Annotated in this window: 10 protein-coding genes; 7 read left to right on the forward strand and 3 right to left on the reverse strand. The window is 41.2% G+C overall.

Annotated features, from left to right (window positions below; genetic code table 11):
- Positions 1–104: 104 nt before the first annotated feature.
- The 5 genes from A3EU_RS0128260 to A3EU_RS0128280 all read left to right on the forward strand — a co-directional run bounded on the left by A3EU_RS0128260 (position 105) and on the right by A3EU_RS0128280 (position 8,021).
- A complete protein-coding gene (locus A3EU_RS0128260; protein ID WP_020539552.1) occupies positions 105–3,284 on the forward strand; it encodes a SusC/RagA family TonB-linked outer membrane protein in 3,180 nt (1,059 codons plus the stop codon).
- Positions 3,285–3,340: 56 nt separating this feature from the next.
- Positions 3,341–4,639 carry a RagB/SusD family nutrient uptake outer membrane protein gene (locus A3EU_RS0128265; RefSeq protein ID WP_026211628.1) on the forward strand — a complete coding sequence of 433 codons (1,299 nt, stop codon included), beginning with the start codon at positions 3,341–3,343 and terminating at the stop codon, positions 4,637–4,639.
- 337 nt (positions 4,640–4,976) lie between these two features.
- Positions 4,977–5,696, forward strand: a complete 720-nt coding sequence (locus A3EU_RS0128270) for a FadR/GntR family transcriptional regulator (RefSeq protein WP_020539554.1) — start codon at positions 4,977–4,979, stop codon at positions 5,694–5,696.
- A 107-nt stretch (positions 5,697–5,803) separates the two neighbouring features.
- Positions 5,804–6,568 carry an SDR family NAD(P)-dependent oxidoreductase gene (locus A3EU_RS0128275; RefSeq protein WP_020539555.1) on the forward strand — a complete coding sequence of 255 codons (765 nt, stop codon included), beginning with the start codon at positions 5,804–5,806 and terminating at the stop codon, positions 6,566–6,568.
- A gap of 196 nt (positions 6,569–6,764) precedes the next feature.
- Entirely contained in the window at positions 6,765–8,021 is a 1,257-nt protein-coding gene (locus A3EU_RS0128280; protein WP_020539556.1) for an Nramp family divalent metal transporter, read from the forward strand.
- 298 nt (positions 8,022–8,319) lie between these two features.
- Here A3EU_RS0128280 and A3EU_RS0128285 read toward each other — a convergent pair whose 3' ends face one another.
- The 3 genes from A3EU_RS0128285 to A3EU_RS0128295 form a co-directional block, all read right to left on the reverse strand.
- A complete protein-coding gene (locus A3EU_RS0128285; RefSeq protein ID WP_020539557.1) occupies positions 8,320–8,862 on the reverse strand; it encodes a 3'-5' exonuclease in 543 nt (180 codons plus the stop codon).
- A 72-nt stretch (positions 8,863–8,934) separates the two neighbouring features.
- The gene (locus A3EU_RS0128290) at positions 8,935–9,705 is read right to left on the reverse strand and encodes an ion transporter (RefSeq protein WP_020539558.1); all 771 of its coding nucleotides are present in this window, start codon (positions 9,703–9,705) and stop codon (positions 8,935–8,937) included.
- Between the two features lie 46 nt (positions 9,706–9,751).
- Positions 9,752–10,951 carry a DUF4230 domain-containing protein gene (locus tag A3EU_RS0128295; RefSeq protein WP_020539559.1) on the reverse strand — a complete coding sequence of 400 codons (1,200 nt, stop codon included), beginning with the start codon at positions 10,949–10,951 and terminating at the stop codon, positions 9,752–9,754.
- A 63-nt stretch (positions 10,952–11,014) separates the two neighbouring features.
- On the opposite strand from A3EU_RS0128295, the gene folP reads away from it, so the two are divergent.
- Both folP and A3EU_RS0128310 read left to right on the forward strand, forming a co-directional pair.
- Positions 11,015–11,872 (forward strand): dihydropteroate synthase, encoded by an 858-nt coding sequence (gene folP, locus A3EU_RS0128300; protein ID WP_020539560.1) that lies wholly within the window; start codon positions 11,015–11,017, stop codon positions 11,870–11,872.
- A gap of 1,440 nt (positions 11,873–13,312) precedes the next feature.
- Positions 13,313–14,287 (forward strand): YheT family hydrolase, encoded by a 975-nt coding sequence (locus tag A3EU_RS0128310; RefSeq protein WP_020539562.1) that lies wholly within the window; start codon positions 13,313–13,315, stop codon positions 14,285–14,287.
- Positions 14,288–14,320 lie beyond the last annotated feature (33 nt).

Genomic DNA, 14,320 nt, shown 5'->3' on the forward strand with positions numbered 1-14,320 from the left:
TGGCCTGTAATCACCAAAATAATAAGTTTGTATGCTCTATACCTTTGAATAAGAGATAAGGCATCAAACTATACAACTCACTATTTAATGAAATACATCTACAGATGAATTTAAAAATCAAACTGTTATTAGTTGGAGTATTGTTTCTCAATATTTCATTAATGGCGCAAGATGCACGCTTATTGACAGGTACGATAACGGATACGGATGATATCCCACTTATTGGTGTCAATATACTTGTAGCAGGTACCTCAACGGGTACGGTTACTGATTTTGATGGATATTATGAATTGCAAGTTAGTAAAGGTGACGTACTCGAATTTTCTTATACGGGGTATGCACCTCAGACAATTCAAGTAGGAGATCAAACAGTATTAGACATCACTATGGCAGGTGATGCCACCTTATTAGATGAGGTTGTTGTTGTTGGGTACGGTACGCGTAAAAAGTCGCACAATACTGGTGCTATTGCACAGGTAGGAGGTGCTGATGTTGCAGCTATTCAGGCTAATCGTGTAGATGATGCCTTGGCAGGTAAGTTGGCAGGTGTCTTAATTCAAAATCAAGATGGAGCACCTGGTGCAGATCCAAAGATTCAAATTAGAGCAGCTTCCTCTATTTCAGGTGACTCAAACCCACTAATTGTTGTAGATGGATACCCTATTTCAGGAAACTTGGCTACTGTTAACCCAAACGATATTGAAAGCTTAGAGGTATTGAAAGATGCTGCTTCAGCTGCTATCTATGGTTCTAGGGGGGCGAATGGTGTTATTTTGGTTACCACTAAAAAAGGGAAATCAGGTAAAGCAAGCTTTAGTTACAATGCTTATGTAAGTACTTCTAGCAGGTACGTCAAAGACGTTGAACAACTTAAGACAGCCGGAGAATGGGCTGATGAGTTAGAGGCAGGTATTGCCAATGGTACTTATGACGTTTCTGAAGTAGACCAGGATTTATTGAACTATCGGTTAGATGCCTATAGAAATGCTCCTGATGTAGTAGCTGCAGAAGATTGGCTTTTCCGAAACGGAAATGCCATGAGTCATGACTTTAGCATGAGTGGAGGCACAGATGATGTCAACTACTTTGCTTCAGTTGGTTACCTAAATGCTGACGGTGTTGTAATTACACAAGGTTTTGAGCGGTATAATGCACGTTTGAATGTTGATGCTAAATTGGGCGAGAGATTCAAAACAGGAATTAATTTCAATGGCTTTATGTCTGACAGAGATATCGTAGGTCATGACATGAGAGACCTATTGAGATCCTATAGTATTCACCCTATTTACCATACAGAAGCGTCTATTGCATTCGTTCAGGATTTGGATCAGCAAGCACAAGCTTTGGGACTTGATGGATTTGACGCTGGTTATAGAGGTGGTGATGCACCTTTTAATAACAGCATCTATACCTTGGAGCCTGGCATGACAGCACAAGACTGGCATTATGGAAGAAGCGGTAATGGTATTGGAGGGTCAGGTGATGCAGGCCCTGCAACGAAGCTTGATAACACTGATCGTTGGCAGAAGACGTTTTTCGCTAACGTTAGTTCCTATTTAGAATACAGTCTCCTAGAAGGATTGAACATTAAAACTGTTCTAGGTGGAGACCTCAGAGATACCCGTGATTTCTTCTCTAGAACACTAGAGTTCGATTCCAGAGCACGTACTAATCAGACTGCAATGGACCAAACAGATATTAAGAGATCTTCTGTATTAAGTGAAACAACTTTGAATTATACGAAAGTATTGGGTAACCATGATATCTCTGCAATAGCTGGGGTAGAGTTCCAAAACTTCTATATCAATGGTCTCGCTTTAGACGCTTCAAATATACCATATGGCCAGCCTCTAAACTATGCACTTTTAGATCCTGCAGATATCGCTGTTACAGAACGGAATGAGACGGTTGCAAGAAGAAGCGTTTTTGGACGAATCAACTATGCCTATGATAATCGTTATTTAGCATCAGTTTCAGTCAGAAGAGATGGTGATTCTCGTTTCGGATCTAATAATAGATACGAAGTATTCCCAGCAGTTTCTGTTGGTTGGAATGTACACAATGAAGCCTTTTACAACTCAGACTTTTTGACTGATTTGAAACTCCGCTTCAGTACGGGCTCTTTAGGAACTACTTCTTTCTTGGGCTCATACAGTTCATTGAGTCTTTTAAATCCTCAAGCAACAGTATTTGGAACTGGATTCCTAATCCCGTCAGATATCGAGAACAAGGATTTAACTTGGCAGACCAACACAGAGACCAACTATGGTCTTAACTTAGGTTTCCTAGGTAATCGTTTCACACTGGGTGTTGATTATTACACGTCTGATATTGAGGACATTTTAATTAATCAAAGTGTTTCTGAAGTATTAGGTACTACATCTATCGTACTTAACTCTGGTGATGTTACAAGTTCTGGACTAGAGCTTGAACTGGGGGCAACAGTGATCAATAGCGGAAAGATCCGTTGGAATGTTAGTGCTAACTTATCCACAGTTACCACCGAAATTACTGATTTAGGTGGCTTGGATGAATTACCACGATCTGATTATGGCCAATCTGGTAGAAATCCTGTTTGGAGAAACTACGTAGGTGGAGAAATTGGCGAAATGTGGGGAATCGAAACCGTAGGACAGGTTGAAACTCAATTCATGGAAGATCCATCTCGTGCAATTGGCATCAATAGTTCTGCATATTACCTCGTTGATCAAAATGGTGATGGCGTAATTGATAGAACAAGAACAGTTGAAGAAGGTGGAGATTTAGTCAAAATAGGACAAAACACACCAGATTTCTACTGGGGATTGAATAGCCAGTTGACTTACAAGAACTTAGATATAGCCATCCAAATTCAAGGAGCTCAAGGTGGAGAAGTTTGGAATGTTGACCCAATTTACTGGCAATCACAGTTTGGTGGAAGAGTACGCGATAGCTTTGACGCTGATGGCGATGGCATTGCTGATCATAATGGACTACACTATGACCAACCACGAAATCAGTTGGATGCGCAAATTCAAGATGCGTCTTATATCGCATTGAGAAACCTAACTGTTGGTTATACACTTGATCCAGATTGGACGAGCAAAGCAAGCTTTAGTTCTGTTAGAATTTATGCTGCAGCTACTAATTTGCTCTACTTAATGGGAGATGATTACACTTCTCTTAACCCAGAAGGTGTAGAAACTACGAACCCTGGTTACTTAGGACCAACCACATACGGTCTGCAAGTAGGTGCTAGTCCGGTTGTAAGAAGTCTCACACTGGGTTTAAATGTTAATTTCTAAATAACCAAACGTTAGTTTTTTTGAATAACTAAACGTTTGTTTTCAAACATGAAACAATGAAAATATTATATATAATGTTGGGAGCATTGCTGTTTATGACAGCATGTGAGGATTTGGATCAAGTTCCACCAAATATTGCGAGTTCAGGTTCTTTGACAGATTATGACGGAGTACTGAATGCAGCGTATTTCTATCAGCACGGGTCTGTTACTCCAATGGCAGTGATGGGCGATTTCAGAGCTGACAATGCTCTAATGTTAGAACCACCATATACTGAGTTTGATAAGTACGGTCCTGCTTTAACCGATATGGAAGAGCAGTTTTTCGGTCCTTTCTATACGGCTTTATATAAGTCTATATTAAGCGCGAATAATGTAATTGAAAATTCTAAATCTACTAGTGAGGTAGGTGAAGCTAAGTTTCTAAGAGCATTATCTTACTTCAAGCTTGTACGTGTATTTGGTGATGTTACAGTAAACTTATCTGCTGCCCCAAGTACAACCGATGGATCTATTTTGGTGAGACAATCTGCTTCTAGTGTTTATACTGATGTAATTATTCCTGATTTGGAAGATGCAATAGCAGCTTTAGACACTGAAATAGTGGATGGTAGAGCATCGAAATATGCAGCTCAAGGATTACTAGGTAAAGTATTGGTTCAAATGGGCGATTTTGGCCAAGCTGAATCACATCTGGCAGCCGTTGTAAGTGGAGCTGATGCCGCAGGGATTAGCTTACAAGCTAACTATGCTGATATCTTTGGTGTGGATAATGATTTGAATTCAGAAATCATTTATGCCACTCAAATATCAAGTTCTATTACTGATGAATATGGTTTTTCTGAATTTTGGTCATGGTCTGCTGGCCTTGATACAAAATCTTTGGAGCCATTAGACACAGATTTAATTGCTGCTTTTGATGCAAGCCCTGGAGATTTAAGAAGAGCGGTAAACATTGACGAGACACTATTGATGTCTCCAAAGTTCCCTCAAACCGGAGGCCCTGATCATGACTGGATCGAACTGAGATTAGCAGATGTTATCCTGCTGTATGCAGAAACATTGAATGAAAATGGAAGTACTCCAGCAGCATTGGTAGAATTAAATAAGATTAGAACTAGAGCTGGTTTGGCTAATTCAACTGCCACTACACAAAGTGAAGTTAGAACTGCTGTTGCTGACGAAAGAAGACTGGAGCTTGCTTTTGAAGGCCAGCGATGGTTTGATTTGGTTAGAACTGGTACTGTTGATGCTGAAATGGGTGAAACGATTGATAGTAAGTATCACTTGTTCCCAATTCCAGATTCAGAAGTACTAGCAAGCTTTGGTGTAATTACACAAAATGCTGGATACTAGTCATTTAAAAGGATGTAGAGAAAAGCTCTAGCTTAACTCACAATCCTAGTTCTAGCATGAAGTCTAGTAACTAATTGCAAAGGACAATTTAATATGGAAGCGTTTTATTGGCTGGTTTAGTCGATAAAACGCTTCTATACTCATACGAAATGAAAGCGTGAGCAAATTTGTCCAACTAACGCTACTGGTGGTAGACCTTCTAAAACTTTATAAACCTCAGAAGCCTGAAGGGGTTACGATCCTGGTTAAGCACGATAAGTGTTCAGGAAGCCAATTTATTTCAGTAAAACTGGTGAACCAATTTTGCTAACTCATTTATATAGGTTATTTTCCCCGCATGAAACTAGATATACCTGCAAAAAGCGATAATGGCAAAGTACAGAATCTGATTATATCAAAAATCAGAGATTTGGTCAATTATAAGAACCTGGAACCAGGAGACAAGCTGCCCTCAGAAAGGGTATTGGCTGAAAGATTTGGAGTTAGCAGGAGAAATGTAAGAGAGGCAATCGAAAAACTTGAGTTCTATGAGTTGCTGAAATCAATTCCCCAATCGGGAACATTTGTGGCCAACATTGGACAAGTTGCTTTGAACGGTATGATTAATGACATACTAAGGTTAAAAAAACATGATTTTAATTCTTTGGTAGAGACGAGAGTGCTACTAGAATTAAAAACAACTGAATTGGCCGCGAAAAGAAGAACGGCTGAGGATTTGGAGCTGATTGAAGAGGCGCTTAACAGTTACAAAGTAAAAAAGCTAAACGGAGAGAATGCCCTGGAGGAAGATCTATTGTTTCATTTAGCTATAGCAAGAGCGAGTGGTAATAGCACTATGAACGCATTAATGTTGCAGATCACGCCCAAGATAGTTTCAGTATTTGAAAATAATCGCGTTTGTGATGAAGACGAGTTTGTTTTAGAACTCCAACGACATGAAGCTATTTTTGAGGCCATAAAAAATAAAAATGTAGCAAAAGCAATTGAAAGCATGCAGTTGCATTTTGAAAAGCTAATTGAATTTTGCAACAATTTTGAAGAAAATTTGAACGACTAATGTCTTCATCTTTTTACGAAAGAAGACATTTTGATCAAAGTTGGATAAGCTCCGTCTTTTGATTGTATCAGAACAATAATTAATTAAAACAAGACAAATTTCACGTGATGAGTAACTTAAATGGAAAAGTAGCCATAATAACTGGTGCCACTGGCGGCATTGGTTTTGCAGTAGCTAAACGATTAGGCAAAGACGGATATACTGTAATATTAAACGGTATTGAAGATGAGTCAGGAGCTAAAAGAGTTGAAGAGCTTGTAGCAGAAGGGATTAAGGCTGAATATTACGGATTCGATGTTACAAAAGAAGAAGCCGTAACTGAGAATATCACCAAAATTGGTGAAAAGTATGGAAAAATTGATGTGCTTGTAAATAATGCAGGTGGCCTAGGTGGAAGGTCTAGGTTTGAAGAAATGACAACGGAATTTTACAGATTTGTGATGGCATTAAATCTGGATTCTGTGTTTTTCGCATCAAGAGCGGCAATCCCTTTCCTGAAGAAAGGAGAGAATCCTACCATAATTAACTACACCTCAAATGCGGCATGGAACGCAGGAGGGCCCGGAGCTGGGATTTATGGAACATCAAAAGCTGGTGTTCAGACAATTACCCGAGCATTAGCAAAGGATTTGGCGGAATACGGCATTAGAGTAAATGCAGTATCTCCAGGTACTATTGACACCCCATTCCACCAGCAAATAAAATCAACGAAACCAGAAGTTTTTGCTTCTTGGGCAAATAATATCATGTTGGGAAGACTAGGTCAACCAGATGATGTTGCTGGTGTTGTCTCTTTCTTAGCGAGTAAAGATGCAGCCTTCTTAACCGCAGAAACAATTCAAGTTGGCGGTGGCCAGGCATTGGGAATATAATTTTAATATCTAAGCTTGACTTTAGCCTTTTGGCTAATAGTCAAGCTTGGATTTGTTTAGCGTCAAGAGAAATCTCAAGAAATAATTTGATACTGATGGAGGATTAGCTTTTAGTTAATAGCCATAAAGAGAGAGCTTATTGGATTCTTAACTTATGGAATAAAACGAAAAACCGCAATCTACTTTGCGCACTACTATGGCATTAACTAAAGACAAAATTTTAAAAGGTCTTGCCCTTTTTCTCCCCGGAATTTTCCTTTTGGGATTTAATATAGGAACAGGCAGTGTTACAGCTATGGCAAAAGCGGGGGCATCCTATGGCATGTCCCTTCTTTGGACTATTGTTGCTTCCTGTCTGACTACCTATTTTATGATCAACTTATACAGTCGTTATACCCTGGTAACGGGAGAGACTGCACTTAATGCTTTTCGAAAACACATTCACCCAGCGGTTGGAATCTTTTTTATAGTCGCACTGACCGCCGGAGTAATGGGAAGCGTGATGGGTGTGATGGGCATTGTAGCTGATATATGTTTTGTCTGGTCAAAGAGTTATGTAGAGGGAGGAATTTCTCCTGTTGTTTTTGCATCGGTTTTTATTACACTGGTCTATTTCATTTTCTGGAATGGAAAAACACAGTTTTTCGAGCGAGCGTTGGCGGTAGTAGTAGCCATCATGGCGGCCTGTTTTGTAGCCAACTTTTTCCTATTGATGCCTCCCCCAATAGATATCATTAAAGGTATGATACCAAATATGCCTGAAGTTTCCGCCGATCAGGGGAAAGGGCCATTTTTGGTAATTGCCTCCCTTGTGGGGACCACCGTTTTTTCAGGCTTATTCATTATTAGAACCACGTTGATAAAGGAAGCTGGCTGGACGATAAAGGACCTGAGAGTCCAGCGAAAAGATGCAATAGTTGCTGTTACATTAATGTTCATCATCAGTATGGCTATCATGGCCGCTGCTGCTGGAACACTTCACTCAGCTAATATTGGACTGACCAGAGCTTCTCAAATGATAGAATTATTAGAACCTCTGGCAGGGCCTCTGGCAACAGCAATATTCGCGTTCGGGATTATTGCAGCTGGCGTTTCATCGCAAATCCCCAATGTGCTCATGCTACCATGGTTGCTTTGTGACTACAATCAGTCGGAACGGGAAATGACGCTCCCAAAGTATCGTATCATGGTTTTCCTTATTTCATTACTTGGCCTTGTGGTACCCATTTTCAACGCACCACCAGTTTTTGTGATGATCGCTTCCCAAGCATTTAATGCTGTAATATTACCGGCAACCGTCTTATGTATTTTTTATTTGGGAAACAGAACAGATCTCATGGGAGCTTACCGGAACAGCAAGGCTACCAATGTTATTTTATTCTTGATACTCCTGTTCTCAATCTTTACTTCTGTTGTAGGAATAAAAGGGGTGTGGCAAATCATTAGTGTGTAGGGTGCAAGGCCTGAGAATAGCGCCTCCGTCTTCTATTGCATTCCCTGCAACCACGAAGGATTCATCAGTAGTTAACAAAAGGTCTTGCCCATTAATATAACCTTCGAAAGTGATAAACGAGCTACTGGAAAAGGATTCGACATCTCTTTGCAAATTTGTTTTTGAACAGGAAGTAATAGCCAGAAAAAGTACCAGAGAGAAAGCTGTAAATTTCATGTTAGCTTTTTTATTGTTACAATAATAAGTTTTTTAAATATTCCACCCCTTACACTTTTACACCTACCCAACCCTTACCCCCCTAATACTGCCAGACATCAATATACTTCTGAAAAATCTTCGCCAGGTTTTGGGCATCATCAAAAGCGCGGTGATGCTCACCATCCCAGTCGAAGCCTTCCACTCTGACACTTTTTTTGAGACCACGAGGCTGGTTGAGGCGCTTGATTTCAAAGTACTGCCTGCGGATGTTGAGATAATTGTCTGTCCAGTCGTCTTCTAGGTTGTGGAGGGCACAGTCGCGTTGGAAAATTTTCTGATCAAAATTCCCCCAAGAGCAAAGGAGGTATTCTTCGTCCCAAATATCTATCCAGTCAATGAAGCTATCAATGACAGAAGGGAAAGTGTTGGCTCTGTTGATATCAACTTGGTCGATATTAGTGAGTTCCCTGCAAAAATGGGAAAGCTGAGGATGAAGTGTAGGCTTGACAAAGCGTTGAAAAGTACTTAATACGTCCCCGTAACGATCCATCTTTAGTGCACCGATTTCGATGGTCTCTTGCGTCAAAGACGGAGGCCTTCCTTCCCAGCAGGTTGCTTCAATATCGTAAATGATAAAGTTCAAAGAGTTCTTTTTAGGGATGATGGATACAGAAAAAATTGTAGTACGGTGTGTAGATTATTTTTTGTGGACCCCTTATTTTTTTAGCAGCGCTTTCAGCTCTTGAATTTCAACGTGCAACTGATCGATTTTAGCTTCCAACTCATCGTTGTTATCCATTGTCATCTCGTCTACAAAAACGGCATTTGCCAGCGACATTCCAAATATTCCTCCCAGCAATACAATCAATACAAAGTAAAAACGAGTGATACCAACTAAAAACGGGCTATCGGTCCGTTCAGCAACTGATTGGGCAATGTCATTCCAGCCCTCAACAGTAAACAATTGGAAGATCGCATAGGAGGATGACAAAGGATTACCGAAATACTCGGGAGCGATGTCTCCATAAAACTGGCAGGTCATCATAGCTAGCAGGATATTTAAAAATATCAAAGCCAAGACCACAAAAACAGAAGCTTTCATTGCTCGACCTAAACCACGAATAATTTTGGCCATATCTGGCACAAATCGCAGGAAACGTACTAAACGCAGTAAGCGGAAAAGCCGGAATACAATAAGTAATGAGGTGTCCGGAACGGGCAGAAAACCAGTAAGCAACGTTGGAATACTACCGGCTACAATGATAAAGTCAAACCTGTTCCAAGAACCTTCCCAGTATTTTTTCCACCCGTAGTGACGGATTTTTACAATAGCTTCAATGGTGAAGACCGTAATGAAAAAATGATCAATATATTCCAGCCATTTCTCATTCTCAAGGGAAGGAAAATAAAGTGCAAAAATTACGATCGAGTTGAGGATGATCGCTGTCAGCATATTCTCCTCTCGTAGAAAAAAGCGTTTAAACATGGGTTACTGTCTGTTTCGTAAGTTTTTCTTGCAAGGCTGTGTCTTTTTACCCCCTTATACTGTTACCGTCATCTTCCAGGTTCTCTTCTGGAGTGTTATTAGGCACAGGGCGAAATTCTACCTTTAGTTCGTAGCGGTTATTCATGCTTTTTATCAACGGGCCAAACATCGTATTCATTAGCTGTACCGCTTGTTGTTCAGAACGTTTCGTCAGGTTACTCTCAACCGCTTCCCTGCGAAATTCTTTACGTAGGGCATTGAAACTTTCATTGAAATTCACGGTTTCTACTTCTCGCAACCAGCCAATGTCCAGTTTTTCAATTTTAGGATAAACTTCATGGCTCAGAATAACAGGTTCGGGTAAGGTGACCGTTACAAGGTTGGCTTTGGGGTTGAGTTGAATATCAAAATAATCATTTAGGCGAAAGCCTACTTTGAGGATAGAGATTGCGGTAATCTCCAAATCCGAACTGGAAACATTCACTCCCCAGATTTTGGTCTGCATCTGCTTGTTGATCCCCTTTTTGTCTCGCACCTCCATCGTTGCCAATTCCGCTATGACTGTTTCGACCTTTTCTTGCAGTAGCCCCCTGGATTTACTAAAATCATCAATGGCTGCACGCTCTTCCATTCTGGCAATCATTGGCCCTAATGCCTCGGTGAGCGCGATGCCGCAAGGGGTTTCCAAGCCACTTCCTTTGGCATATATCCTCCCTCCATCGGTAGGAATCACCGTCGCCAAAATTTGGTTGATCAAATAACAGGTATACTTTGAGGTGATTTCTTCAAAAACCTTAGTTGCACTGCCGCTTTCGTTATCGTACCAGGTTTCATAAATATTGGCCGTTGTATCCTTCAAACGGACAAAATCATTGTAGTAGAGCTTTTCCAAGTATCCGTGATGATTGTCTTCATATTCCTTAAGGACAGCCCGTTGCAGGCTGTCGGATAGCCCCATACGGGTGCTCACATGGCGCAAGACACTGGTATTGATATCGTAGACCATCTGATTGAACTCTTTCCGGTAACGTTGCGGATTATTCGCAATAGCCAAAGCATCCTCCGGATCAATGGTCATCTCATAATCCGAGGGCATATAATTGAGTTCGTACTCTTTGGGTGCTCCCAGGAAACTACCGGGTTTGCTCTTGTAATAACGGCTAATAACAATCACTGCTATGCCGATTAGACAGATCAAAATGAGTACTCTTCCGATCTTGTTTGCTTTGTTTAAATTAACAGCCATATTGTTTTTACGAAGTCTTGTGCAGCAAATTTAATAACTTTAGCGCGCACCAAACGGTGGGATATGATTTTTCCACAAGAAACACTTAATTGTGACGGTACATTGCTGGATTTGGGTACACCCAAAATAATGGGAGTGATCAACGTCACACCAGACTCTTTCTATGCTGATAGCCGTCAGGAAGGTTTGGACGATATTTTGCGTGCAGCAGAAAAAATGTTAGCCGATGGTGCCGACTTGCTTGACATAGGAGGCATGTCTTCTCGCCCTGGCGCCGAAGTTATTAGTGCCGACCAAGAGTTACACCGGGTAATAGCTCCTATAAAAGCAATAATGCAACGCTTCCCGGAAGCAATTGTTTCCATCGACACCGTGCATGCCAAAGTTGCCAAAGAAGCGGTAGCCACAGGTGCTTCTCTTGTTAATGACATTTCAGCTGGTCGCATTGACCCTGAAATGTATGATGCCATTGCTGAGTTGGGCGTCCCCTATGTCTTAATGCACATGAGAGGAACGCCTGAAACGATGCAAAAACAGGTGGATTACGAAAATATTGTTCAGGAAATTCTTGACTTTTTCATCACTGAAGTAACCCTCCTCCGCCAAAAAGGAGTCAAAGACATTGTAATAGACCCTGGCTTTGGCTTTGGCAAGACCATCCGCCAAAATTATGAACTTCTGAATGACCTAAATCTCTTTCAGATACTGGAAGTCCCTGTCTTGATAGGAGTATCCCGTAAATCAATGATCTATAAACTCTTAAATTGCAGCCCCTTGGAAGCCCTTAATGGAAGTTCCGTCGTACATCTCTTGGCCTTGCAGAATGATGCCAAAATCCTTAGAGTACACGACGTGAAAGAAGCCGCTGAGGTAATAAAAATTTGGAAAATGATGGAGGATGTAAAAACAACAGGCGTATAGATGTCTTCTCTTTCAGAAAATACCATCAAACAAATAGCCTTGGGTTACCTCAAGAGCTTCTACCGGTTACGTCCACGCGCATTTAATACCGCTACGCTTACAGGAACCGATATGCGTGGCTCCAACAATATTATTGCTGATGGTTTTCTGCACTTCACAGAAGAGGATGGAAATGTTTTTACCGCCACTTTTGAAGCCAGCTCACAAGCTACAAAGGATGAAATTTGTTATCGACCACGCCTTAGTCATGTTTTATGGGACAGTATGGCCTTTGCCTGTCTATTTCTGCCTACTTTTTTAGCAATTGCGCATATTGCAAATTGGTATCCACTGGCTGCCGAAGACTTTTACCTGCGCCTGCTTTATTTATTGCTCAGTTTACCGCTTTGGATGTCTATCTATTTTGTGGCATTCCGAAGATTGCCTCGCTACAGATATATTTTTGCTATTGAGCAATTCAAACAATACAAGGCCAATGATCAGTGGATTGCTTTTGGCTACGATGCCTTTAGTGGGATGAAAGGGAAGTACCGACGTGAACTCATCCGGCAGTGTTCCCGCTTTGGTTTTGGCTTGGTGGAGATTAACGCGCAGCGGTTGCCCAAATTAATTATGGCTCCTAGCCGCGCTGAGATTTTTGTACCCGCTCGTTCGGTATTTGATTTTTTACCTCATGGAGAATGGCAGAAGAGATTACAATCTATGACCTTGGGTCCGTGGGCGAAAGTCAAGAAAGCATTACGTGAACGGTTACTGCCTGTTCAAAACCGCTATTTTCGGTGGTTTCCCCGAATGTACTACAACCAATGGGCGTTGGTACTTTTGGGTTTGTTGATCACCAGCATATTGATTAAAATTGAACACCAAAAATTGCCCACTTTTTTCCCTAACGAAAAACGATACCGAAAAGAGGTCATTGCTGAAAACAAAGGGGAAAGACGGGAACCAGAATACTTTGTTGTAGATGCTCCCATTGCAGGTTTTTATGATAGTACATTTACGCCTTACGAGATGCGTTTTAATGAAGAACAATTTTCGGGAATGATTCAGGCAGAGGAAACAGATGATTCGCGAGATGTTGCTGCTCCTCCATTAAGAATACTGTCAGCTAATCCAGGAGAAGAGGTTGCACTTTATTACAGTTGTGATCGCTATAATAACCTTCATACTACTTTTTACCTCTTGGCGGATTCTGTATATAGCCAACTTGCAGGTGCTCGTAATCGTTTATCTGAACTAAATGATTTAGGTCTTTCTGCTACTGCNGTTTGGCCTCCTTGTTTGGGCGGTACAGGTAAGGGATTCCTTGTTTACGTAGATGAGTTACTTATTGACAGTACTGGTGCCACGCAGTTGCTTGATAGTTTGCAACAACAATTGGATAGTACAGATAGGCAGTTAAGGCTCCTTAAGTTTCACCCCATTACTAATCAATAATTTATGCCGCTCCTATCTGGGTCCTCCTATCAAGCCAGCTGGCCCTTTACAAATGCTCATGTAAATACCATCTATCCGGCGCTCTTTCGGAAAGTCCCTTCTATTGCTTACGAAAGAGAAACGATAAACACACCTGATGGAGATTTCCTTGACCTGGATTGGCAAAAGAATTCATCCAAAAAATTACTCATTGGATTGCATGGCCTGGAAGGTAATGCCGACCGGCACTATCTGCGAGGACTCTTTTCTTTTTTTGGTAAAAACGATTGGGATACATTAGGGATGAATTTTCGCTCCTGTAGTGGAAAACTGAATAACCGCCTGAGAATGTACAACATGGGCGAGACCAATGATTTGTCATTAATAATAAATCATGTTTTGCAGTTAGGGTATTACGAAGAAATAGTATTGACAGGATTCAGCTTGGGAGGTAATGTCGTTCTTAAATATCTTGGTGAAAGTGGTAATCACTTACCCAGCCAGATTAAAGGTGGCGTAGTCTTTTCTGTGCCCTGTGATATTCCAGCCGCTAATATTGAAATCGCCCATTGGCGTAACCGGATTTACCTTAAGCGATTTTTAAAAACCCTCAACGCCAAGCTGGTAGAAAAGACTAGCCTCTACCCTACTCACCTTGATCTTTCCGGGCCATTGCCACGCAGCTTTTACGAATTTGATGAGCAGTTTACCGGCCCTATTCATGGCTATAGCGGCGCCCAGGATTATTGGAAATCTTGCTCCAGTATTCACTTTATGCCCAATATTATCAGGCCAGTGCTGCTGATTAATGCCCTGGATGACACCTTTCTGGCGCCTACTTGTTATCCGGAAAAATTGGCAGCCAACCATCCTTCTGTTTATCTTGAAACTCCTTCTTTTGGGGGCCATTGTGGGTTCTATTCGACTAACAGAGACGGTAGTTGGTGGACGGAGCGGCGGGCACTGTCATTTATTCAAGAAAAGGTACTTAACCGATAGCGTTAAAATGATGTTATATTAATGACGAGATAA

This window comes from Lewinella cohaerens DSM 23179, from assembly GCF_000379805.1.
In the GTDB taxonomy this organism is placed as follows: domain Bacteria; phylum Bacteroidota; class Bacteroidia; order Chitinophagales; family Saprospiraceae; genus Lewinella; species Lewinella cohaerens.

Excerpts from the sequence above, each read along its gene's own strand:
- A3EU_RS0128260 (WP_020539552.1), top strand. The coding sequence starts at position 105 with ATGAATTTAAAAATCAAACTGTTATTAGTTGGAGTATTGTTTCTCAAT.
- A3EU_RS0128265 (WP_026211628.1), top strand. The coding sequence starts at position 3,341 with ATGAAAATATTATATATAATGTTGGGAGCATTGCTGTTTATGACAGCA.
- A3EU_RS0128270 (WP_020539554.1), top strand. The coding sequence starts at position 4,977 with ATGAAACTAGATATACCTGCAAAAAGCGATAATGGCAAAGTACAGAAT.
- A3EU_RS0128275 (WP_020539555.1), top strand. The coding sequence starts at position 5,804 with ATGAGTAACTTAAATGGAAAAGTAGCCATAATAACTGGTGCCACTGGC.
- A3EU_RS0128280 (WP_020539556.1), top strand. The coding sequence starts at position 6,765 with ATGGCATTAACTAAAGACAAAATTTTAAAAGGTCTTGCCCTTTTTCTC.
- A3EU_RS0128290 (WP_020539558.1), bottom strand. The coding sequence starts at position 9,705 with ATGTTTAAACGCTTTTTTCTACGAGAGGAGAATATGCTGACAGCGATC.
- A3EU_RS0128295 (WP_020539559.1), bottom strand. The coding sequence starts at position 10,951 with ATGGCTGTTAATTTAAACAAAGCAAACAAGATCGGAAGAGTACTCATT.
- folP (WP_020539560.1), top strand. The coding sequence starts at position 11,015 with ATGATTTTTCCACAAGAAACACTTAATTGTGACGGTACATTGCTGGAT.
- A3EU_RS0128310 (WP_020539562.1), top strand. The coding sequence starts at position 13,313 with ATGCCGCTCCTATCTGGGTCCTCCTATCAAGCCAGCTGGCCCTTTACA.